The sequence below is a fragment of the Aciduricibacillus chroicocephali genome (genome assembly GCF_030762805.1).
In the GTDB taxonomy this organism is placed as follows: Bacteria; Bacillota; Bacilli; order Bacillales; family Amphibacillaceae; genus Aciduricibacillus; species Aciduricibacillus chroicocephali.
Genome location: NZ_CP129113.1, coordinates 397,662 through 418,967, shown reverse-complemented (window position 1 = coordinate 418,967; position 21,306 = coordinate 397,662). Strand labels below are relative to the sequence as shown.

General features: G+C 42.3%; 19 protein-coding genes. 4 read left to right on the top strand and 15 right to left on the bottom strand.

Annotated elements, in window-relative coordinates; translation table 11 throughout:
- The first annotated feature begins 246 nt into the window (after positions 1-246).
- A complete protein-coding gene (locus QR721_RS02205) occupies positions 247-582 on the top strand; it encodes a thioredoxin family protein (protein WP_348028753.1) in 336 nt (111 codons plus the stop codon).
- 46 nt (positions 583-628) lie between these two features.
- Here the strand turns inward: QR721_RS02205 and QR721_RS02200 are convergent, their stop codons facing one another.
- The 6 genes from QR721_RS02200 to ggt form a co-directional block, all read right to left on the bottom strand.
- On the bottom strand, positions 629-1,870 hold the full coding sequence (locus tag QR721_RS02200; RefSeq protein WP_348028751.1) for a hypothetical protein: 1,242 nt from the start codon (positions 1,868-1,870) through the stop codon (positions 629-631).
- A gap of 10 nt (positions 1,871-1,880) precedes the next feature.
- Entirely contained in the window at positions 1,881-2,702 is an 822-nt protein-coding gene (locus QR721_RS02195) for a hypothetical protein (RefSeq protein WP_348028749.1), read from the bottom strand.
- A complete protein-coding gene (locus tag QR721_RS02190) occupies positions 2,699-3,388 on the bottom strand; it encodes an ABC transporter ATP-binding protein (RefSeq protein ID WP_348028747.1) in 690 nt (229 codons plus the stop codon). The genes QR721_RS02195 and QR721_RS02190 overlap by 4 nt, the downstream gene beginning before the upstream one ends.
- Positions 3,385-3,759, bottom strand: coding sequence for a GntR family transcriptional regulator (locus tag QR721_RS02185; protein ID WP_348028745.1), 375 nt, complete (start codon positions 3,757-3,759; stop codon positions 3,385-3,387). Before QR721_RS02185 ends, QR721_RS02190 begins: the two co-directional genes overlap by 4 nt.
- Before the next feature lie 195 nt (positions 3,760-3,954).
- Positions 3,955-5,136, bottom strand: coding sequence for an oxalate decarboxylase family bicupin (locus QR721_RS02180; protein WP_348028740.1), 1,182 nt, complete (start codon positions 5,134-5,136; stop codon positions 3,955-3,957).
- Between the two features lie 67 nt (positions 5,137-5,203).
- Positions 5,204-6,844: a gamma-glutamyltransferase gene (gene ggt / locus QR721_RS02175; protein WP_348028738.1), complete on the bottom strand. Its 1,641-nt coding sequence runs from the start codon at positions 6,842-6,844 to the stop codon at positions 5,204-5,206.
- 194 nt (positions 6,845-7,038) lie between these two features.
- Between ggt and QR721_RS02170 the strand changes: the two genes are divergently transcribed.
- From QR721_RS02170 to ltaS, 3 genes are all read left to right on the top strand, one after another.
- The gene (locus tag QR721_RS02170) at positions 7,039-7,437 is read left to right on the top strand and encodes a hypothetical protein (RefSeq protein WP_348028736.1); all 399 of its coding nucleotides are present in this window, start codon (positions 7,039-7,041) and stop codon (positions 7,435-7,437) included.
- Between the two features lie 79 nt (positions 7,438-7,516).
- Positions 7,517-8,140 carry a spore coat protein gene (locus QR721_RS02165; RefSeq protein ID WP_348028734.1) on the top strand — a complete coding sequence of 208 codons (624 nt, stop codon included), beginning with the start codon at positions 7,517-7,519 and terminating at the stop codon, positions 8,138-8,140.
- A 217-nt stretch (positions 8,141-8,357) separates the two neighbouring features.
- On the top strand, positions 8,358-10,298 hold the full coding sequence (gene ltaS, locus QR721_RS02160; protein WP_348028732.1) for a lipoteichoic acid synthase: 1,941 nt from the start codon (positions 8,358-8,360) through the stop codon (positions 10,296-10,298).
- 449 nt (positions 10,299-10,747) lie between these two features.
- Here the strand turns inward: ltaS and ilvA are convergent, their stop codons facing one another.
- The 9 genes from ilvA to ilvE form a co-directional block, all read right to left on the bottom strand.
- Positions 10,748-11,779, bottom strand: a complete 1,032-nt coding sequence (gene ilvA, locus QR721_RS02155; protein WP_348028730.1) for a threonine ammonia-lyase — start codon at positions 11,777-11,779, stop codon at positions 10,748-10,750.
- Positions 11,776-12,366 (bottom strand): 3-isopropylmalate dehydratase small subunit, encoded by a 591-nt coding sequence (leuD, locus tag QR721_RS02150; RefSeq protein ID WP_348028727.1) that lies wholly within the window; start codon positions 12,364-12,366, stop codon positions 11,776-11,778. The genes ilvA and leuD overlap by 4 nt, the downstream gene beginning before the upstream one ends.
- A 13-nt stretch (positions 12,367-12,379) precedes the next feature.
- Entirely contained in the window at positions 12,380-13,789 is a 1,410-nt protein-coding gene (leuC, locus tag QR721_RS02145; RefSeq protein ID WP_348028723.1) for a 3-isopropylmalate dehydratase large subunit, read from the bottom strand.
- A 19-nt stretch (positions 13,790-13,808) separates the two neighbouring features.
- A complete protein-coding gene (gene leuB, locus QR721_RS02140; RefSeq protein ID WP_348028721.1) occupies positions 13,809-14,888 on the bottom strand; it encodes a 3-isopropylmalate dehydrogenase in 1,080 nt (359 codons plus the stop codon).
- Positions 14,889-14,910: 22 nt separating this feature from the next.
- Complete coding sequence (locus QR721_RS02135; RefSeq protein WP_348028719.1) at positions 14,911-16,449, bottom strand: 2-isopropylmalate synthase; 1,539 nt, start codon at positions 16,447-16,449, stop codon at positions 14,911-14,913.
- Positions 16,436-17,470 (bottom strand): ketol-acid reductoisomerase, encoded by a 1,035-nt coding sequence (ilvC, locus tag QR721_RS02130; RefSeq protein WP_348028717.1) that lies wholly within the window; start codon positions 17,468-17,470, stop codon positions 16,436-16,438. Before ilvC ends, QR721_RS02135 begins: the two co-directional genes overlap by 14 nt.
- 27 nt (positions 17,471-17,497) lie before the next feature.
- The gene (gene ilvN, locus QR721_RS02125) at positions 17,498-18,016 is read right to left on the bottom strand and encodes an acetolactate synthase small subunit (protein ID WP_348028715.1); all 519 of its coding nucleotides are present in this window, start codon (positions 18,014-18,016) and stop codon (positions 17,498-17,500) included.
- On the bottom strand, positions 18,013-19,731 hold the full coding sequence (gene ilvB, locus QR721_RS02120; protein WP_431189528.1) for a biosynthetic-type acetolactate synthase large subunit: 1,719 nt from the start codon (positions 19,729-19,731) through the stop codon (positions 18,013-18,015). The genes ilvN and ilvB overlap by 4 nt, the downstream gene beginning before the upstream one ends.
- 622 nt (positions 19,732-20,353) lie before the next feature.
- Positions 20,354-21,262 carry a branched-chain-amino-acid transaminase gene (ilvE, locus tag QR721_RS02115; RefSeq protein ID WP_348028713.1) on the bottom strand — a complete coding sequence of 303 codons (909 nt, stop codon included), beginning with the start codon at positions 21,260-21,262 and terminating at the stop codon, positions 20,354-20,356.
- Positions 21,263-21,306 lie beyond the last annotated feature (44 nt).

Sequence of the window (21,306 nt, the reverse complement as noted above, 5' to 3'; positions counted from 1 at the left end):
CCCGCAAGTCCTTTAAAGGATTTGCGGGGTTTTTTCGCTTCTAGTGGCGCGAATTTGAAACAAGATTAAATGTATTAGAATTCCGTAATATGAATAGAATAAAGTCGGAAAACGGTCGGATATCACTACAATTAGTTGGATAATGGACAAAGCTGCTGCTATCATCGTTAACAATCATACTGCAAGCATGTCTCTGTCTCCTTTGCTTAACATTCGGGTAGAATAACAGCAAGGAGGTTTTATAAGATGAACGAATATACAAACCTGCATTCTATGGAGGAAATTGATGCTTTTATCAGCAAAAATCCGCTTTCCTTCCTATATATAAGCAGTCCTGGCTGCAGTGTGTGCCATGGGCTTTGGCCTCAAATACAAAATCTGCTTGGCAAATACCCGCAGATCAAGCTTGCCCACATTGACACGAGCGATGTAGAAGAGGTTGCTGGACGCTTTTCTGTTTTCACTGTTCCGGTACTTCTATTGTTTATTGAAAGAAAAGAGTATATACGCAAGGCACGTATTGTACATTTGGATGAGCTCAATCAAGAAATCTCCCGTATTCTGGATGCCTATGAAGCATAAAAAAAGAACCTGCTCCGTTTCCAAACGAGCGCAGGTTCTTTCTAATCTATTTTAAATGAATATTATTGATATTGATCTGGAATCCACTTTTACCGATTGATTCAGAATCTTTCGGTATGAGGGTTCCTCCATATTCCAACTTTCTGCTTTTCTCGTCGACAACAAAGACTTGAGGGAAGTATGTTTGTACACCCTCATAGACTCTTCCTTTACTAATCTGGCCACTACTTGTGAAAAATAGCAGCTTGCCCTTTTCTTCCTTCATCTGAAAACTTTCATCATTATTAGACTGAGTAGGAATGTCCAGATGTATAGACTTGAGATCTTTTTTCTTATTCAGATCATATGGCTGAACAACGAGTTTTTCTTTTCCTCGTTTCTGTCCATACAAGATGTTGTTTTTTACTAACCCGATATCCATTTTATCTTTTGAAATTGCAGACTGGATTTCTTGCAGCTCGCTCGTTTTCACATCAAGTTTATAATATTTGCGTTCCTTTTCAATTGGAGAAGAACTCTCCCCGTTCTCCAATTGCTCTGTATTCTTATACAGCATTTTTGAAATTGAGATAACTAAAGGGTTGTCAGGAGAGGCAACCTCATCTGATTGTGAAAAAGCATATTCTGTAACCATTTTATCGTCATCATTAACAAGCAGCTTCTTGGAATTCGTCATTTTCTTCTCTTTAAGATTAATTGTGACCAAATGCAATACTTCTTTGTCATTAACGCCGCCATCAGCGTAATTTTCCCGACCTACAATTTTCATTTCATTTCCATACAGTCCAACATAATCTACATTGAAAAAGTTTGAGTTATTATTCAAACCAATAATCCCGGTTTCGAATTCATTGATTTTGCCGGTCTTTTTATTAAGAACAGCTACTGTTACACTCGATTCTCCAAATGTGTACTCTACATAACCAATCCTTTTGTCATCCTCATAGAAGTTCTGCGGGTTTGAATGGACTTTGCGACGCATGAACTCAGAGTTCTGTTCACGCCACTTAATTAGCTGCGGATCTTCGTAGGAATTCGATAGCAAGCCATCTTTCTCATAATTTGTTCCTTTGGCATCAGTAGTGAATTTCCAGTCCATTCCCATTCTTGAACTGGAATCATAATAAAGTCTACCATCTGCTTTTGGGTTCATCGCCGTATCCCCAGCAATCTGCTTCATTACAAATTTCGGTAAATTTTGATCCGCTTTAGTGGTATTCGCATAAAATATAATAAGTATGAGCACTGTCACTATGATAAAACTGATTGTTCCAAAGTATTTTTTCATGAGTATCCTCCTATACTGTAATCTTCCTATTAAGCAGATACCTGCTAATTAGCAACCCGCAGAGAACGAGCAAGGCACAGAAGATAATCTCCATTAAAAGAAGTTCTCCTGAATAGAAGTAATTCCTGGACCAATCCTGAATGAGCAATGGCAGCAAAATAATAAACCCAGTAGCAATGCAGTATATAACGGCCATAATAATGCCTCGTACTCTATAACTCCGCTCAAGCAATACTACTGTGAAAACTGTAATTAGCACAACGAGCCCAAGGCCGTAGTTTATTAAAAATCCTGTTATCGTTGCTGGAATTAGGACTCCAAGCATGGATTGATTCAGACTATTTATGAATCCTAAATCATCTATGAAATCCTTTGGAACAATACTATTAATAATCCCTTGCTCAATAATAACCAGTATTACCTGCATTGCTACAAGCCCAAAAACAAACAAGAAAATGGCAGTCCCCTTCGCAAAGAATAAGTTCATTCGATTCGTAGGCAGCATAAGCAGCCTGTATGCAAATGTATTCTTTCCAAACCAGTCTCGACACCATATGAAGAACATATAAATGATCAGTACAGCCGCTCCCAGCATTATAGTCAGTAGAAAAATCGGACTGTCTATTATATTCGTAATACTAAGAGAAGGAATTTCACCGCCGGTACGCCCATCTATTGTATCTACCACTGTATTTTTCAGCATGTTTTTATACTGTTTTGCCCCAAAGAATACGATGGCCAACTGTCCCAGCACGATTAGCAATGCAAGTCCTGCATATAGCTTCCAAAAACGTTTCACTTCAAAATGAACAAGTTTCATATAATTAATCACTTATTGTACACCTCCCGCATAACATCAACGACAGACATGCCTTCCTGTTCACGCATATCCTCTGTATTGAACTCCTTAATCACTCTTCCTTCATCCAATAAAACAGCCTTATCAATGAGGTGTTCGATTTCGTTCAGCTCGTGTGTCGTAATAATGACGCCTCGATCTTCTACAAGATGACTTGTGAAGACATTTGCAATTTGTTCCCTGCTAAAAATATCAATCCCCGAAAATGGCTCATCCATCAGCAGATAATCCACATCCATCGCCAGACCGAGCAGCATGTTCGCTTTCATCGTATTTCCTTTTGACAACTGGCTAATCCGATCCTCTGCTTTTAATTTGAAAAAACCAAGCAGTTCATTAGCCCGCTCCTGATTCCAGTTCTTATAGAAATCACTCATGAACTCCATTGCATCGGCAATCCGCATAGAAGGAAGCATCGTAATCGCATCTGGTATATAAGCAATTTTTTCATAACTATGTTTATTGAGAGTTGCTCCATCGATAAGCACCTCTCCGCTATGCAGTGGAGTCAGATTCATAATCGACTTTAGGATCGTCGTCTTGCCTGTACCGTTAATTCCGATTAGACAAGTGATTTCTCCCTTTTTGGCTGTGAAAGAAACACCGTTCAATACTTTCTTGAATCCGTAGCGTTTCTTTAAGTCACGCACTTCTATCATTGTTCATCCCCTCCCTCATAATTCGATTGAATCAGTTTTACGCACTCATTAAGCGGCACATTGATTTCCTGCATTGAATTTACGAACGCTTGAACTGCTTCTGTAATGATTTCATTACGCAATGTACCAATTAACGCTTTATCCTTTGTTACTCGGCTCGGTTGATTGCTCTCTGTATATATCAATCCTTCCTCCTCCATTTCCTTGTAAGCTCGCTGTGCAGTATTCGGGTTGATTTTCAAATCATTGGCAAGTTCCCGTCTTGATGGAATTTGCTGACCAGGTCCGAGTTCTCCCTTGGCAATGAGTTGCTTAAAATGCCGGATTACCTGGATATAGACAGCATCCCGTTTGTTAAAAACAATCTTCAAAATTTGCTCACCTTCTTTTCTTGTATCAAGCAGTTAATACACTCAGGGCAAATTTTTTTAACTAAACGCCTTAACTAAGTGTATTAACAAGGTGATACATCTCTATGTGTATTGTATGCTTAATACACATAGTATGTCAACAATATTTTCCAGTAAAAAAACAGGACCAACTTTTCAGTGGTCCTGTTTCTTCTATTACTGTTCTTCTTTTTTATTAAAATTAACAATTGGCTGTTTGTCTGCATGTAATGCTTTTTCAATGAATTCATCACTAATATGCAAATGCTCTTTGAGGAACTCAGGTGGCGTCTGAGACATCCATTGGTTAAGTGAAATATCTTCAAAGTGATCGCTTTTGAACATTTCCAAGAATACGAGTGGCGTATCGCCTGTGTTTTGGATATAGTGGCCAAATGCAAATGGTACATAGCCGACGTCACCAGCTTGATAATCAAATGTACGTGCATGGCCTTCCGCTCCGAATACACTCATACGTGCTTTTCCTGAAATATAATATTGCCACTCTGCCTGGTTTGGGTGCCAATGCAGTTCACGAATTCCTCCAGGCTCCACCTCAACAAGCGCAGCTGCAATTGTTTTTGAAGCTTTAAAGTTCGTAGAGTCTGCAATTCGAACCTTTCCGCCCTGAGATTCAATCGGATCCATGTCTTTCAACCGGAAACTGAAAGGATTCGGAACTGGTTCATTCAAATTTTTCGGTTTCTCCTGGTCAATGGATCCTGGTACTTTACCTTGGAACATATAAAGTTCTCCATCCGGCATGTTGTCGAATGCACTTTCTGAAACTCCAAAGTTGTCTGCTAGAACATCTTTTGGTGTATGAGCAATCCAATCCGCAATGGAGAATGTACTGTTCTCAGAGAACTGTCCATCATCAAAAATCAGTACAAACTCGCATCCTTCTTCCAGACCAACAATGGAATGTGGGATACCTGAAGGGAAGTACCATAGGTCTCCTTTCTCCACATCATCAATAAAACTCCGTCCTTGTCCATCAATCGCTGTAATACGGGCCCGTCCTTCAAGCATATAAGCCCATTCAGCTTCCTTATGCCAATGAAGTTCACGAATACCGCCCGGTTTCAGCCTCATATTAACTGCAGCGAGTGTATCGGAGACTGGAAGTTCACGCTGTGTAACTTCACGTGACCAGCCTCCTTCTTGAATACGTACATGTGTATCCGCAAATGAGAACTTCAGATTCGTAACCGTCCCCGAATCTGTCTCAGGGGGGATAATCATGTCTGGGTTTTGCAATTCACGCTGCAGGTTACGAGGCCCAAGCATTGTAGCTCCTTTATCACCGCGAATTGGTTGAGGTTTTGCATGTTGGTTAAAATCTTCTCTATTTGTCATGAACTAATCTCCTCCCAATTAAATGAATAATCTAATAACCCGTTCCACAAGTCCTATCTGTATAAACTTAATAGCCAATAGCAAGGCCGCCTGCTCGTGGATCTGCTGCAGCTTCAAGACGGTCATCAAAAATCTGGATTGCTTGTGCGTGACCACAGAGGTCCGAGTAATTTTCAACAAGGCTAACGTTGATATGACCAAGATTCTCAAGTTCTTGGACAAGTTCTTCACTGTACCTGCCTTCAAGTCTTAATCCTTTATAAGGCGAACCCCATGATCGGCCTAGAAGCCAGCGCGGTTCGTCCATTGCCAGCTGTACATTATATCCCTGATCAACCACACGCGAAATGATTGTTGCCTGAGTCTGCGGTTCGCCATCACCGCCCATTGCTCCCACAATGAGCTCAGGCTTGTCATCCTTGAACACCATTGAACAAGTCAATGTATGAGCTGGGCGCTTATTCGGCTTCAATTCATCACGACTTTCTGGATTCAAAGAAAAATAGGCTCCACGATTTTGCAGAAGAAGTCCAGTGTCACCAGCAACAAGGCCTGATCCCCATTCCCAATAAAGGCTCTGAATAACCGCTACAGCATTTCCTTCTTCATCGACTGCACAACTGAATGTCGTGTCCCCCTTTTTCGCCATTCCAACTTCCGGAGCCCCTACAGTCTTATCAGCAATCCTTTTTGCCCGTTGTGCCAAATACTCTTTACTGAGCAACTCATCCGTAGGTACTGTGTTAAATTTCGGATCGTCCAGGTAATGATTACGGTCCTGAAATGCGAAATCAGTAGCCCGAGTAAAAATATCAATAAATGAGGCTTGATTGTCGCTCCAATCTGAAGGATCGAAGTTCTCAAGCATTCCGAGTATTTGCAATGTCGCCATTCCATCGGAGTTTGGTGGGGGTGCAATCACTGTCCGTCCTCTATATTCGACTTCTACAGGGTCGACCCAATTTGATTCATGACTTTCAAAGTCTTTCTTATCAAGAAAACCTCCCTGACTCTTTAGGAATTCGCAAATCTTATCAGCGATCGGACCTTTATAAAAAGCATCCCTTCCACCATTTGCAATGTCTTCAAGTGTTTTTCCGAGCTTTTCATTTTTCATAAATTCGTTTTCCATATAAGGTGCAATGCCATCTTTTAGAAACGTTTCTGCAGTTGTTTCATATTGACGTAGCAAGTTCAGTCTGTTTTCGGAGAACTTAGCAAGTGATCGACTGACTGGAAAGCCTTTATTAGCAAGTTCAATCGCCGGCTCCAGGCATTCTTTAAGAGAAATCTTACCAAAACGCTTATTTGCCTGACACCAGCCATCTATTGCTCCTGGCACAGTTATAGCCGCTCTTGCTCCTCTTGAATCAATACTGTCTTGTCCTTTGTAATCATCTACGCTCACATTTGCTGCAGAGTGCCCACTCGCATTGAGGGCATAGCGTTTTTTCGTCTTTGCATCATAAACAAGCCAGAATGCATCACCACCCGCTCCGGTCATATGAGGAAATACAACACCCAGCGCCGCATTGACAGCAACCATTGCATCTATTGCATTGCCTCCTTTTCGCAAAACGTTATAACCGGCCATGGACGCCATGCCGTTAGGAGATGCGACAGCAGCCTTTCGAGCGGTGAAAGGGCTTCCGTACCTAGGGTCTTCAGGTTTGTTACGTCTTCTGCTTCCAGTTTGCTCTGTTGCCATACCATTCTCCCTCCAAATAGATGTAATTTTTTTCAATATCTTGCAGCGAGCTACTATTCGTGTCTTCCCGCTCCCATCAAAATAAAACCAGTTTTACCAATCGGAATAAATCCATTTCAAATATGTTACAAATCATTCATCTTCTGTTCATATATCTTACATACGATATAAATAAAATAATTGGAGGAATTATAATGGAAAATCGCTATTCTCTATACTTAGTCCGTTTCTCTGCACTTTTTGCGCTTATTGGTGCGTTCATTGGATCGCATATGGCTGGATCTGGTGGTTACCAATTCAAAACAATACATGCTCATATACTCGTTGTTGGCTGGCTTTCATTATTCGCTTGGTCCGTTTACTACAAAGTTTTCTTCACAAGGACAAATTTTCTTGCACTTCTACATACTTTAACTGCCATCATAGGTGCTATCGGACTTACTGCAGGCATGTGGATGTATTATTTAAATCCCTTTGAGATGACAAAAGGGGTTGTAACCGTCATATTCATTGTCGGCGGTTCTATTATGTTGCTAAGTTTTCTTCTCTTCTCAATCGTCGTATTTTTGCCTTCAAATAAAATAAGAAAATAATTACCAGCAAAACAAATCGCATATTCACCTTTCCTTTGTCCACAATAGTGATGAACAATTCCAAGGAGGATGTGCCCATATGCTTAACCAAAACCAGAACCAACAGCAAAACATGACAACTTCTCATCAAGTTCCAAACCAATTCATGCATGCAGGCCATGAGATGTTTGATGCCCATGAAGCGATAAGAACGATTGCAGGCGGTTTAGAACAGTGCTTGATGTATGAACAGCATGTACAAGACCCTGAATTGAAAGGGATCATGCAGCGCCAAAAAGCGTTTAACTCGCAATTGTACAACACGATGATTGAAACACTAAAAACTGGTCAGAAGCCATCCGTATCCACACAGGTATATAATATGGATCAAGGCACAAATAACTTGACAATTTATGGCACTAAACCAGCACAGCCGAAACCTCCTGCTGCTTCTGTACAGGATATTAGCGATAAATGCATTGCTGGGTTCGTACTTGGCAACCTGAAAACAGCTGCTTCATGCTGTACAATGGCTGCTCTAGAAGCGACAAACCCTGTAATGCGACGCGTATTCGCAGACAGTGTTCCGAACCTTATTGAAGAAGCTTATGAAGTCTTCCTCTACTCCAACAAAAAAGGCTATTACCAAGTTCCGCAACTCAAGGATGAAGACATGCAGAACATGATGAGCGGTTTCGCTCCGATTCAAACAACTACTCATTAAAAACAAAACAGCTGCCGGAGAAAATACCGGCAGCTGTTTTTTTAGAATGAACCTTCCACCTCGTGCATAGATTTATGTTATGTCCCTGTTGATAAAAGAAATTGTACATGCCATATTTTTACAACTATTACCTATACTACTTGCATAACTTCACGAAATTAGGTAAAATCAGTTCTTAGCGTACGAATTGTTTTAGTAATATAACGAGGTGAATAACATGAAGAAAATGCTTTCTTCCAAGATGGGGTTCTTTGCTGTAGCAGTCGTTTTGCTTTGGCTTAAATCGTACTTCATCTATTTGTTCGAGTTTAATCTCGACATTAAGAATGGCATGCAGCAATTTCTGCTATTCTTTAACCCGCTGAGTTCTGCGCTAATTTTCCTGGGCCTTGCCTTTTTTGCAAAAGGAAAACGCGCGGGAATCTGGATTATTGTCATCGAAGCGTTCATGGGCTTCTTGCTCTATGCCAACGTTGTCTTCTATCGGTTCAACTCCGATTTCATCACATTGCCAACATTGACACAGACAAGCAACTTCGGAAGTCTTGGGGGCAGTATCGCAGACTTGCTTCAATGGCACGATCTATTGTATGTGCTGGACCTTGTAATTTTAATTACATTGTTTGTACGCACACATAAAGCATGGTCTCCAGACCGTGTTCAGTTCCGCAAGCCGCTCTTGCTCTTGACAACTGGTGCTATCGCCTTTACCGTCAACTTGAGCTTGGCTGAGATTGATCGTCCGCAATTGCTTAAAAGAACTTTCGACCGTAACTATATCGTGAAATATCTTGGTGCTTATAACTTTGCCATTTATGATGGCATTCAAAACCTAAAAACTTCAACACAGCGTGTTCTTGCCGATTCAAGCGACATTACTGAAGTTGAAAACTATACAAAGAATAAGTACGCCGAACCAACCGCCGAATACTTCGGGAAAGCTAAGGGTAAAAACATCATCAAGATTCATTTGGAGTCCTTCCAAACGTTCCTGATCGACTACAAACTCCATGGTGAAGAAGTAACACCGTTCCTGAACTCTCTTGTTCATGACAAAAAGCAGAATTTCACATACTTTGATAACTTCTTCCACCAAACCGAGCAAGGTAAAACAGCTGATGCGGAATTCATTATGGATAACTCGCTTTATGGTCTTCCGCAAGGGGCAGCTTTTGTAACAAAAGGTAATAACACGTACCAATCATTGCCTGCAATTCTTCATGAAAAAGGCAATTACACAAGTGCCGTCTTCCATGGTGACAACAAATCATTCTGGAATCGTGATGAAGTCTACAAACGTCTAGGTATTGACGAATTCTATGATTCTTCCTACTATGACATGAGTGAAGACAAGGTAATCAACTATGGTTTGAAAGATAAGCCATTTTTCGAAGAATCCGTTCCTTTACTGAAGTCAATGAAGAAACCATTCTATTCTCACTTGATCACCTTGACAAACCACCATCCTTATCTCATTGATGAGAAGGAAGCAACAATTGACCCGGCTGAAACTGGCGACCCTTCTGTTGACCGCTACTTCCAGACTGCACGTTACATGGATGAATCGTTAGAACAGTTCTTCAAAGATCTAAAAGAAGCCGGATTGTATGATGACTCAGTTATTATGTTGTACGGTGACCATTATGGCATCTCCGACAATCATAAGCGTGCAATGTCAGAGCTTCTTGGAGAAGAAATTACGAACTTCAAACAAGCTCAGTTACAGCGTGTACCACTCATGATTAAGGTTCCTGGTGTTAAAGGCAAAGGTACTGTACATGAGTACAGTGGACAAATGGACGTAGTACCAACATTGCTCCACTTGCAAGGAATTAAAGCAAAAGACTATATTCAATTCGGTACAGATCTCTTCTCCAAGGACCATAAAGACTTCGTACCAATGCGTAATGGAAACTTCTATACGCCTAAATACAGCTATGTAAAAGATGTCTTCTATGACAACCAAACTGGCGAGAAAATCAGTGAGCCGACTGAAGAAATGCTTAAAATGAAAGAAACAGCTCACCATGAACTTGATCTTTCAGACAAAGTACTTTATGGTGATTTGCTGCGTTTCTACAAGCCAAATAACGATTGGAAACCGATCGACCATACGAAATATATTTATGGGAAACAGGCTGTAGAGAATCGCGAATAAGAAACAAAGTTTAAGAGCCGCAAGTCTAACGATTACATGTTAGACTTGCGGCTCTTTTTTATCCAAGAGTTTCCTGTACGTATGAGAGTGCCTGCTACTTTAAGGTTGAAACCATTAACGAACAAAACGGTTATAGTATATTCGAAAGAAGTGCCGTAACCTTGAATTTCTGTGAATCAGCTTAAAATTAAACATACCTGCTTGGCGACCTACCAGATGGATTTCTCTTAGCGCCACCGCTTGTCTTATATATCCCTTTTATAAATGAATAACGAGTTAATGACATATAATGAGTCATGGGCCTTGTCAGGCTTTATGCAGAGCAATACACAACCAGATTCTCAACCACTCTCCCTTCTATCTTTAAAGCCAAAAAACAAGCATAATGGAGTTTATCTTAACTCCATTATGCTTGTTTAAATTTGATACAATATTCTCTTTGCTTTTAATCAAGCGGGAAAGTTTTTCTTCTGAGCGAGTTGCTGGATCATCGGCATCGCTCCGATATCCATGTTACCACCACTTACGACCAATCCACAATGGCGCGATTTGATCTCTTTGCTATAAGCAAAGAGTGCAGCAAGTGTTGCGGCTCCCGCACCTTCCATAAGTGTCTTGTTCCGTTCTAGCATATAAAGGATTGCAGAAGCAATCTCCTCATCTGTTACGGTGATGATATCATCGACATATTTGCGAATGACAGGCAATGTCAGTGTTCCCGGTGTTTTTACAGCAATTCCTTCAGCAATCGTCTGACATGTATCAGTCGATTGGACGATATTACTATGAAAACTTTTATAAATTGCATTCGCATTCGCTGATTGCACACCAATGATGCGAATGTTCCGGTTTACATACTTCGCTGCAACAGCGATGCCGCTAATCAGTCCGCCACCACCGATTGGAACAAGAATTGTATCAATGCGATCTTCCTGCTTTAGCATTTCCATCGCGATTGTACCTTGACCGGCCATAATATCATAGTCATCAAATGGATGGACATAGACAGCTCCTGTTTCCTTCTGGCGTTGCAATGAAGCTTCCAGTGCTTCTTGGAAGGTTTCCCCTGTTAGGACTACATTTGCGCCATAGTTACGAGTTGCTTCTATCTTAGCAATCGGTGTACTCTCTGACATAAAAATCGTTGCATTTACGCCGAGCTTTGCTGCTGCATGTGCAACACCTTGAGCATGGTTGCCCGCAGAAGCAGTAATAACGCCTCTTTTTAATTGCTCTGGTGTCAGCTGCATTAACTTGAAGCTGGCGCCTCTGAACTTAAAAGCACCCGTCTTTTGCTGATTTTCCATTTTAAAATAAACATGTTTGCCGACTATGTTATTTGTAGTAGTCGACGTAATTAATGGTGTCCTGTGCACTATTGGTGTCAAACGCTCCAATGCCACATGGACTTTTTCTCCAGTCAGGCAATCCCCAATGGTTTCACGCTCCTCAAGTAGTGTTGCTCCAGTTGTATTTATCATTTGCCGGTCGCTTTTTCATAAGCAGCAATTTTATCATCTAGCTGCATGGTAATTGCGATATCATCCCAGCCATTCAGAAGCTTTTCTTTATGGTGAGCAGGAATATCAAAGGAAATGCGTTTGTTCTCAGATTCATCAACAATGATCTGTTTTTCCAAATCAACGAAGAGACGGAGTTCACCTTCTTCAGCGCGATCCATCCAGTCTTTCAAGAAACCTTCATCCATCTTGATAAGAATGATGCCGTTCTTCATTGCATTATTATAGAAAATATCTGCAAAGCTTGGCGCGATGATTACTTTAAATCCGTAATCAAGCAATGCCCATGGTGCGTGTTCACGAGAAGAACCGCAACCAAAGTTCTCACCTGTAATGAGAACGGAAGCACCTTTATACTTCTCGTGATTCATATCAAAGTCTTCTCGGATATTACCGTCATCATCGAATCGCCAATTGTAGAAAACGAATTCCCCAAACCCAGTACGTTCAATCCGTTTCAAAAACTGCTTAGGGATGATCTGGTCCGTGTCAATATTCGTCCGATTAAGTGGGTAAACAAGCCCCTCATGTTTCTGTATGGCTTCCATGTCTGGTCCTCCTTTAGTTAAGAATGCCTGTTAACTGGCGTACATCGATGAAATGACCATGAATTGCTGCTGCAGCAGCCATTTCTGGACTAACCAAGTGTGTACGTGCTCCATTTCCCTGTCTGCCTTCGAAGTTACGGTTGGAAGTGGAAGCACAGCGTCCGCCTGACGGAATAACGTCATCATTCATTCCAAGGCAAGCACTGCATCCAGAATTGCGCCATTCAAAACCTGCATCGATGAAAATTTGGTCAAGTCCTTCTTTTTCAGCCTGCATCTTAACTGTGAACGAGCCTGGTACAACGATTGCCTTCTTGATGTTTGAGTGAAGTTTCTTACCCTTTACAATTTCAGCTGCATTTCTCAAATCGCGTACACGTGAGTTCGTGCATGATCCAATGAAAATATGATCAACTTCGATAGACTCAATAGGCTGACCTTCTTCAAGACCCATATATTCCAAGGCACGTTTAACGTTTGGATCGTAATTTACATCCTCAAGACGAGGTGTGCATCCACTTACGGGAACACACATAGCCGGGTTTGTACCCCATGTAACTTGTGGTTCAACTTCTGCTGCATTAATGACAAGAGTCTCATCATATTCTGCCCCTTCATCAGTGGCAAGGGAAAGCCACTCAGCTGCTGCCTTTTCAAAGTCAGCTGTTTTTTGAGGAACGTGGCGGCGTCCGCGAAGGAATTCCACAGTTGTCTCATCCGGGCTAATCAAGCCCGCACGTGCACCTGCTTCAATGGACATATTACAAATTGTCATTCGGCCTTCCATCGGCAAATCATGGATTGCCTTTCCTGTATATTCAACAATATATCCTGTTCCAAAACCAACACCGAATTTAGCGATGATTGCTAGCATCAAATCTTTTGCCGTAATACCAGGGCGCAGATCACCAACAACCTTCAAGTTCAATGTTTTTGGAGTACCTTGCCATACAGTCTGCGTCGCCAAAACATGTTCCACTTCGGAAGTACCAATCCCAAAACCAAGAGCCCCGAAAGCACCGTGAGTAGAAGTATGACTATCACCACAAACAATTGTTTTGCCCGGTTGTGTCAATCCAAGCTCAGGTCCGATTACGTGTACAATTCCCTGGTCCGGATGGTACATATCAGCAAGAGAAACACCAAATTCCTGACAGTTTTGCTGCAATGTATCCATCTGTTTTTTTGATGTCGCATCTCTTACTTCATGTCTCTTATAAGTCGGCACATTATGATCCATCGTCGCAAAGGTCAAATCTGTACGACGTACTTTGCGATTATTCAGGCGCAAACCTTCAAAAGCCTGCGGCGACGTCACTTCATGAACCAAATGCAAATCAATATACAATAGATTCTGATCGCCTTCTTTATGCACGACATGTTTTTCCCAAATCTTCTCAATGACTGTTTTTGGTTTTACCATTTCATGACACCTCCGCTTTTCATGAAGTAATTTTTACATTCAGTTGATCAATAATCACCTGTGTAACTTCCTCTGTTCCTACTTTCTTGCCATCCTTAATCTGCAAGTCTGCTGTATGATAACCCTGTTCCAAAGTAGCATTTACTGCCTGTTCAATAGCTTCCGCTTCTTCTTTAAGTTCAAAAGAGTAGCGCAGCATCATCGCCGCAGAGAGAATCATCCCCATTGGATTGGCAATTCCTTTACCGGCTATGTCAGGAGCTGATCCGTGTACCGGCTCGTAAAGGCCTACTTTATCAGACAAGCTAGCTGATGGAAGCATACCCAATGAACCAGTGAGGACTGATGCTTCATCACTAAGGATGTCACCAAAGAGGTTCTCTGTAACGATGCAATCGAATTTTTTCGGTTCAGTTATCAGCTTCATTGCTACCGCATCAACAAGTAAATGCTCAACAGTCACTTCTGGGTAGTCTTTGCTCTTCTCATCAACAATCTCTCGCCACATTCTGCTTGATTCAAGAACATTTGCTTTATCAACGGAAACAAGATGCTTGTTGCGAAGCATTGCGGAATTGAATGCCTGTTCCACGATGCGTTCAATCTCGTGACGCTCATAATACAGAGTATCAACAACAACGTTGCCATTGTCACGGCGTTCGCTCGGTTTACCGAAATAAAGACCGCCAGTCAGCTCCCTAATGATTAAAATATCACTGCCTGCTACGATTTCCTCTTTCAAAGGTGAAGCATGGAGCAGTGGTTTGAATCCTTTAATCGGGCGTAAATTGGCAAACAGGCCAAGTTTTTTACGAATTCCAAGCAATCCTTGTTCCGGTCGCAAATGTTTTGGAAGGGAGTCCCATTTATGTCCTCCGACGGCACCGAGCAGAATTGCGTCCGCACCTTCGCAGGCCTGGACCGTTTCTTCCGGCAGCGGTTCACCCAATCTGTCGTAAGCATCGCCTCCGATTGCATGTGTCTCAAATTCAAACTCATGACCGAACTTTTCTGCGACTGTTTCCAGTACAGCTTTGGCCGACCCCATAATTTCCCGACCGATTCCATCTCCTGGGAGCAATACAATTTTCTTTGTCATTATACTCCCCTCCTTTTTCATATTATTTGGCGGATTGTTTCTTTGCTGTTTGTTGAACGATATAACGGTTGACAGCATTCAGATAAGCATTAGCTGAAGCTGCCAGTACATCCTGGGCAGAGCCCCTGCCATTTACTTGTTCATCGTTAACAATTAGCTGAACATGGGATTCTGCTAGAGCATCCTTGCCTCTCCCAACAGAGTTCAACTGGTAGTCTACTAGTTTGACATCTTCAGAAATCAGATTCTCCAACGTCTGATAGACTGCTTCAACACTGCCTTTCGCAGAAGCTGTAGCTTCATGGCTAACGCCATTCGGATCACATATTCTGACAGTTGCTGAAGGTGTATTCTCTGTGTCGTAATGAACTTGGAATACTTCAAGTTTATACTTTCCAACAGTTGTTGTTTCTGTCTGAACTTCTGTAAGGATTGAGAAGAGATCCTCATCTGTAACTTCTTTTTTACGATCTGTAAGCTGTTTGAATAGATCAAACGCTTCCTTCAATTTTTCTTCAGAAAGATCATAGCCAAGGTCCTTCACCTTATCTTTGAACGCATGGCGTCCGGAATGCTTTCCAAGGAAAAGTGTATTCGATGTTACCCCGACCATTGCCGGCGTAATGATTTCGTATGTTTCTGCATGTTTGAGCACGCCATCCTGGTGAATACCGGATTCATGCGCAAATGCATTGCGTCCAATGATTGCTTTGTTGGCCTGAACATACATACCTGTAAGCTTGGAAACGAGGTCACTCGTGCGTTTGATTTCATCGAGTTTGATACCAGTTTCGTAAGGGTAGAAATCGGACCGGATTTTGAGAGCTACTGCAACTTCTTCCAGTGCAGCATTCCCCGCACGCTCGCCTATTCCATTGATTGTTCCCTCAACCTGTGTAGCACCATTCTCAACTGCTGCAAGAGAGTTGGCAACAGCCATTCCAAGGTCGTTATGACAGTGGCATGAAAGATCAACACGATCAATATTCGGAACCGTCTCTTTAATATATTTGAATAGAGAGCCAAATTCCTGAGGTGTCGAATAGCCCACAGTGTCCGGCAAATTGATGACAGTTGCTCCGGCATCAATTACCTTCTCGATAATATAGGCAAGGAATTCACGGTCTGAGCGTGAAGCATCCTCTGCTGACCATTCTATTTGAGGAAAACGTTGCTTGGCATATGAAACCATGCTTACCGCAGTATCGACAACTTCTTGTGCCGTCTTCTTAAGCTTGTATTTCATATGGATTGGAGAAGTGGCAATGAACACGTGCAAGCAAGGTTCTTCAGCACCTTTCAAAGCTTCCCAGGACGTATCAATATCAGATTTGACTGAACGTGCAAGTCCTGTTACAGAAGTTCCTCTTACTGTATCAGCAATTGCCTTAACAGCATTGAAATCGCCTTTGGATGAGGCGGGAAAACCCGCCTCAATCCGGTCAGCTCCAAAACGTTCGAGCTGTCTGGCGATTTCCAGCTTTTCAAGCTGGTTCAAATTGACTCCAGGAGACTGTTCTCCATCTCTCAAAGTCGTATCAAAGATCTTAATTCGTGACATTAACCTTCACGTCCTTTTGTTCAGATTGGATTGGGTTCTTTACAAAAGGCATTAGTGAACGGAGCTCCCTTCCGACTTTTTCAATCAGGTGGTTGTTCTCAGCATTCTTGATTGCTGTGTACTTCGGACGGTTAGCCTGGTTTTCAAGAATCCAGCCTTTTGCGAATTCACCAGTCTGAATATCTTTAAGCACTTCTTTCATGCGAGCTTTTGTTTCGTCGTTAACAACACGTGGACCAGATACGAAATCTCCCCACTCAGCTGTATCAGAGATTGAGTAACGCATGTTCTCAAGTCCGCCTTCATACATCAAGTCAACGATCAGCTTAAGCTCATGCAAGCACTCGAAATATGCAAGTTCCGGCTGGTATCCAGCTTCAACCAATGTTTCAAATCCTGCTTTTACGAGAGCAGTTGCGCCACCGCAAAGTACTGCTTGCTCACCGAACAAATCTGTTTCTGTTTCTTCTTGGAATGAAGTTTCGAGTACACCGCCACGAGCTGAACCGATACCAGCTGTATAAGCAAGTGCAATTTCACGAGCTTTTCCAGTGTAGTCCTGGTAGATGCCATAAAGTCCAGGTACGCCAGCGCCTTCCTGATAAGTACGGCGAACAAGGTGACCTGGTCCTTTTGGTGCTGCAAGGAACACATCAACGTTTGATGGTGGCTGGATTTGTCCATAATGAACGTTAAAGCCGTGTGCGAAAGCAAGTGCAGCTCCATCCTTAAGGTTCGGTCTGATGCTTTCTTCGAATACAGACTGCTGCAACTCGTCCGGAAGAAGAATCATAACGAGATCTGCCTGTTTAACTGCTTCTGCAACTGGATAAACAGCAAAGCCATCTTCCTTTGCCTGATTGAAAGATTTTCCTTCACGGTTTCCGATGACAACATCAAAACCACTTTCACGAAGGTTCAATGAATGAGCGTGACCCTGTGAACCATAACCGATTACTGCAATTTTCTTACCTTCCAATACCTGCGTGTTGATTTCATTTTCATATAGCAATTTAGCCATTTTAATCTTCCTCTCAGAATGTGTTTTTTATATAGATAAAGAATTTATCTCAGTAACATTGCCAGGCTGCTGTCCTCTCAAGAAAGCAGTCACACCTGTTCTCGTAAGCTCTTTAATACCATAAGGACGGAGGAGTGTAATCATCGCTTCGACCTTGTCCGGTTTCCCGGTAATCTGAATTGTCATGCTGTCTTTGCTTACATCAATGACGGAAGCTCGGAACGGAGCAATGACTCCCTGAATTTCAGTACGTGCCTGGCTGCTGCTGTTCACTTTGACAAGTGCCAACTCTCTTGCAACCATGGCTTTATCCGTAATATCTGAAACTTTTAGGACATCAATTTGTTTGTTAAGCTGCTTCGTCAGCTGTTCCAGCTTCTGATGGTCACCGACATCAACGACGAATGTCATTTTAGAAACGCCTTCAGTTTCAGAACTTCCAACAGAAATGCTTTCAATGTTGAATTGGCGCTTGTACAGCATGCCGGTAATTCGGTTCAGAACACCGGCACGATCCTGTACAGTAGCTGTTATGATGCGCTTCACGGCTGCTTCACTCCAATCATTTCATGAATTCCCTTACCTGGAGCGATCATAGGGTAGACACATTCCTTTTGAACAACTCGAGCATCAACGACGACCGGACCATCATAAGCAAAGATATCTTCAAGGAGCGCAGGGACTTCAGATTCCTTCTCTACTCTTACTCCGCGAACTCCATAGCTCTCAGCAAGCTTGACGAAGTCGGGATTTACAGTGAGCAGGGACTCTGAATAACGTTCATCATAGAAACTTTCCTGCCATTGGCGAACCATTCCCAATGCCGAATTGTTTAAGATGATGACTTTCACTCGAAGATTGCGTTCATGCGCAACAGCAAGTTCCTGCAAAGTCATCTGGAACCCTGCATCTCCTACAATTGAAACTACAAGCTCCTCAGGTGCTCCAAGCTGTGCTCCGATTGCTGCCGGGAAGCCAAAGCCCATTGTGCCTAATCCTCCGGAAGTAGCCCAGCGATTCGGTTCGTCGAACTTATAGAACTGAGCAGCCCACATTTGATGTTGACCTACATCAGTAGTTACGATCGCGTTTCCTTTGGATGCTTTGTAAACTTGTTCAACCATCCACTGCGGTGAGATTGCCTCGTCTGAACGGTTATACCAAAGTGGATATTCCTCTTTGGATTTCTGGAGCTTATCAATCCATTCTCCATGATCCGGCATGCTGATATTGCTGCCAATCAGAGCGTTAAGCGCTTCTTTGGCATCAGCCACGACTGGAATCTCAGTCGGTATAACCTTGCCAATTTCAGCAGGATCGATGTCGATGTGAGCAATTCTAGCGTTTGGCGCAAAGTGTTCGAGCTTGCCTGTTAATCTGTCATCGAATCTTGCTCCGATATTAATAAGCAAATCACACTCATAATGAGCCATATTGGCAGTATATGTGCCATGCATTCCGGCCATGCCAAGGAACTGTTCATCTGTTCCAGGGAATACTCCTAGACCATGTAATGTGCTCGTCACAGGCAAATTGTATTTCCGAACGAATTGACGAAGCTCTTCTGATGCTCCCGCAAATTGAATTCCTGCACCGGTAAGAACAATTGGTCTCTTAGACTTTGAAAGTGCATCGGCCAATTTGACAATTTGCAAAGGATTTGGCTTAGTCGTTGGCTGATATCCCGGTAAATAGAAATCACTGTCGAATTCTTTCCCGGAGATTTCTTCGGAAATATTCTTCGGTATATCAATTAATACCGGACCTGGACGTCCTGTTGTAGCAATGTAGAAAGCTTCCTTGATTACACGAGGCAAATCTGAAAGTTTCTCTACTTGATAATTGTATTTAGTAATCGGTGTTGTGATCCCCATGATGTCCGATTCCTGGAAGGCGTCTGTTCCAATTACCTGGTGGGCAACCTGCCCGGTGAAGATTACGAGCGGAATTGAATCCATGATCGCATCTGCAATACCAGTGATCAGGTTTGTTGCCCCCGGTCCGGACGTAGCCAGGACAACTCCAGGCTTTCCTGTTGTACGCGCATACCCTTCAGCAGCATGGATGGAGCCCTGCTCATGTCTTGAAAGGATATGTTTGAATGGAGCCTGATTTCTGTACAAGGCGTCATAAATCGGTAGTACAGCACCGCCAGGATATCCGAAGAGCGTGTCTACACCCGCATCAACCAATGACCAGACAAAGAGATCGGCACCATTCTTAGGTTGATTCGCTTCGTTCAATTCCCGCTTCATTTCCATTCCCACTCACTTCCTCCTTGTTGTAGGTCAGCCTCTATAGTGCAAGCCACAACTAAATTTCTTTCGGCTTCTGCTAATAAAATAAAAAACCTCTTCTCCCCCTAAATTCTCGCGCTTTCAAATATATTCGGAATTTTTGGGGCGAAAAGAGTTTACTCGTTCCACGGTACCACCCAAGTTTTCAGTAACCTTGCAGTAACTGTCTTATGAACCGGTAATAAATAAACCGGGTTCGTTTTGGTAACAGGTGCGAAGGCACCTGGCCAGGCTTATTCGGACGTATCCTTTCAGACCGGCACTCAGGGAGGATGGACTTGTAACAGACAGCGCCGGAATCTCAGCAATCTCCGACTCTCTGTTCCTGTCTTTGTTTCAAATCGTTTCCCGTCATCATTTTAAGATTATTCATATAGTAATAACTCTTTATTTCGAAGAGTCAGATATGATTGCAATAATTCATGTTTTCAGAATTATTAATTCATACTTTCACTAATTCCTATGAAAAATAAAAAGGTTTATGCGGTATAAAAAATCGCCAAGCGGGTATAATGATTATAAATTGTAATCCGCTGTATTTTCATTATACATAATTTGTCGCATATTGACATCCATTAAAACGAAATTATCTGACTAATTTTGCAATTTCGCTTTCTGTATAGCATTTAACCCCGTCGGTTTCAACGACTTGTCTGAAAACTTTAAGCAGACTGTTTGTGACTGGGCCAGGCTTGCCTGAACCAATTACACGCTGGTCTACATTGACTACGGCAATAACTTCCGCCGCTGTACCAGTTAGAAAAACTTCATCAGCAATATATACATCATGACGTGTAAATGGTGTCTCTTCCAAGACATAACCATTTTCTTTAGCAAGGTCAATGATTACATTGCGTGTGATACCTTCCAATGCTCCAAGATAGACAGGCGGTGTCTTAATCTTGCCATTTTTGACAACAAAAATGTTATCTGCAGAACCTTCCGTCACATAACCTTCCGAGTTCATCATTAAAGCTTCATCTGCCCCAGCCTGGATTGATTCAAGCTTCACGATAATATTGTTCAGATAGTTTAGTGACTTGACCTGCGGGCTTAAAATGTCTGCCCGGTTTCTTCTTGTAGCTACAGATGCCATTTTTAGTCCATTTTCATATAGAGATTCAGCGTATATGGAAAGTGCTTCCGCAATCACGATAACGCTTGGTGCCGGGCAATTCCGGGGATCGAGTCCGAGGTTGCCGGCTCCCCTCGAAACAACTACGCGGATATACGCGCTGTAGAGTTTATTTTTCTTAACGGTGTCGATAATAATCTGCGTAAACTCCTCCTTAGTATAGGGGATATTCAGCATGATGGAATGTGCAGATGCATACAAGCGATCCAAATGCTCGTCAAGACGGAAGATGTTTCCGCTATAGACTCGAATGCCTTCAAACACACCGTCTCCGTAAAGGAAACCATGATCGAATACAGAGACAACAGCATCTTCCTTTTTGACGAATCTGTTATCCAGATAGATCCATTGATCGGTCATACGTAAGCACTCCTTTCTTTATTTTAAATTTTTAGAAAAATTTA

Coding starts and splice junctions, on each gene's coding strand:
- ilvA (WP_348028730.1), bottom strand. CDS start 11,779: ATGATAAATACAACTGGAGCAACACTACTTGAGGAGCGTGAAACCATT.
- QR721_RS02190 (WP_348028747.1), bottom strand. CDS start 3,388: ATGATAGAAGTGCGTGACTTAAAGAAACGCTACGGATTCAAGAAAGTA.
- leuB (WP_348028721.1), bottom strand. CDS start 14,888: ATGACAAAGAAAATTGTATTGCTCCCAGGAGATGGAATCGGTCGGGAA.
- QR721_RS02165 (WP_348028734.1), top strand. CDS start 7,517: ATGCTTAACCAAAACCAGAACCAACAGCAAAACATGACAACTTCTCAT.
- ilvC (WP_348028717.1), bottom strand. CDS start 17,470: ATGGCTAAATTGCTATATGAAAATGAAATCAACACGCAGGTATTGGAA.
- QR721_RS02170 (WP_348028736.1), top strand. CDS start 7,039: ATGGAAAATCGCTATTCTCTATACTTAGTCCGTTTCTCTGCACTTTTT.
- ilvE (WP_348028713.1), bottom strand. CDS start 21,262: ATGACCGATCAATGGATCTATCTGGATAACAGATTCGTCAAAAAGGAA.
- leuD (WP_348028727.1), bottom strand. CDS start 12,366: ATGGAAGCCATACAGAAACATGAGGGGCTTGTTTACCCACTTAATCGG.
- leuC (WP_348028723.1), bottom strand. CDS start 13,789: ATGGTAAAACCAAAAACAGTCATTGAGAAGATTTGGGAAAAACATGTC.
- QR721_RS02205 (WP_348028753.1), top strand. CDS start 247: ATGAACGAATATACAAACCTGCATTCTATGGAGGAAATTGATGCTTTT.
- QR721_RS02180 (WP_348028740.1), bottom strand. CDS start 5,136: ATGACAAATAGAGAAGATTTTAACCAACATGCAAAACCTCAACCAATT.
- ltaS (WP_348028732.1), top strand. CDS start 8,358: ATGAAGAAAATGCTTTCTTCCAAGATGGGGTTCTTTGCTGTAGCAGTC.
- ggt (WP_348028738.1), bottom strand. CDS start 6,844: ATGGCAACAGAGCAAACTGGAAGCAGAAGACGTAACAAACCTGAAGAC.
- ilvB (WP_431189528.1), bottom strand. CDS start 19,731: ATGGAAATGAAGCGGGAATTGAACGAAGCGAATCAACCTAAGAATGGT.
- QR721_RS02200 (WP_348028751.1), bottom strand. CDS start 1,870: ATGAAAAAATACTTTGGAACAATCAGTTTTATCATAGTGACAGTGCTC.
- QR721_RS02135 (WP_348028719.1), bottom strand. CDS start 16,449: ATGTCACGAATTAAGATCTTTGATACGACTTTGAGAGATGGAGAACAG.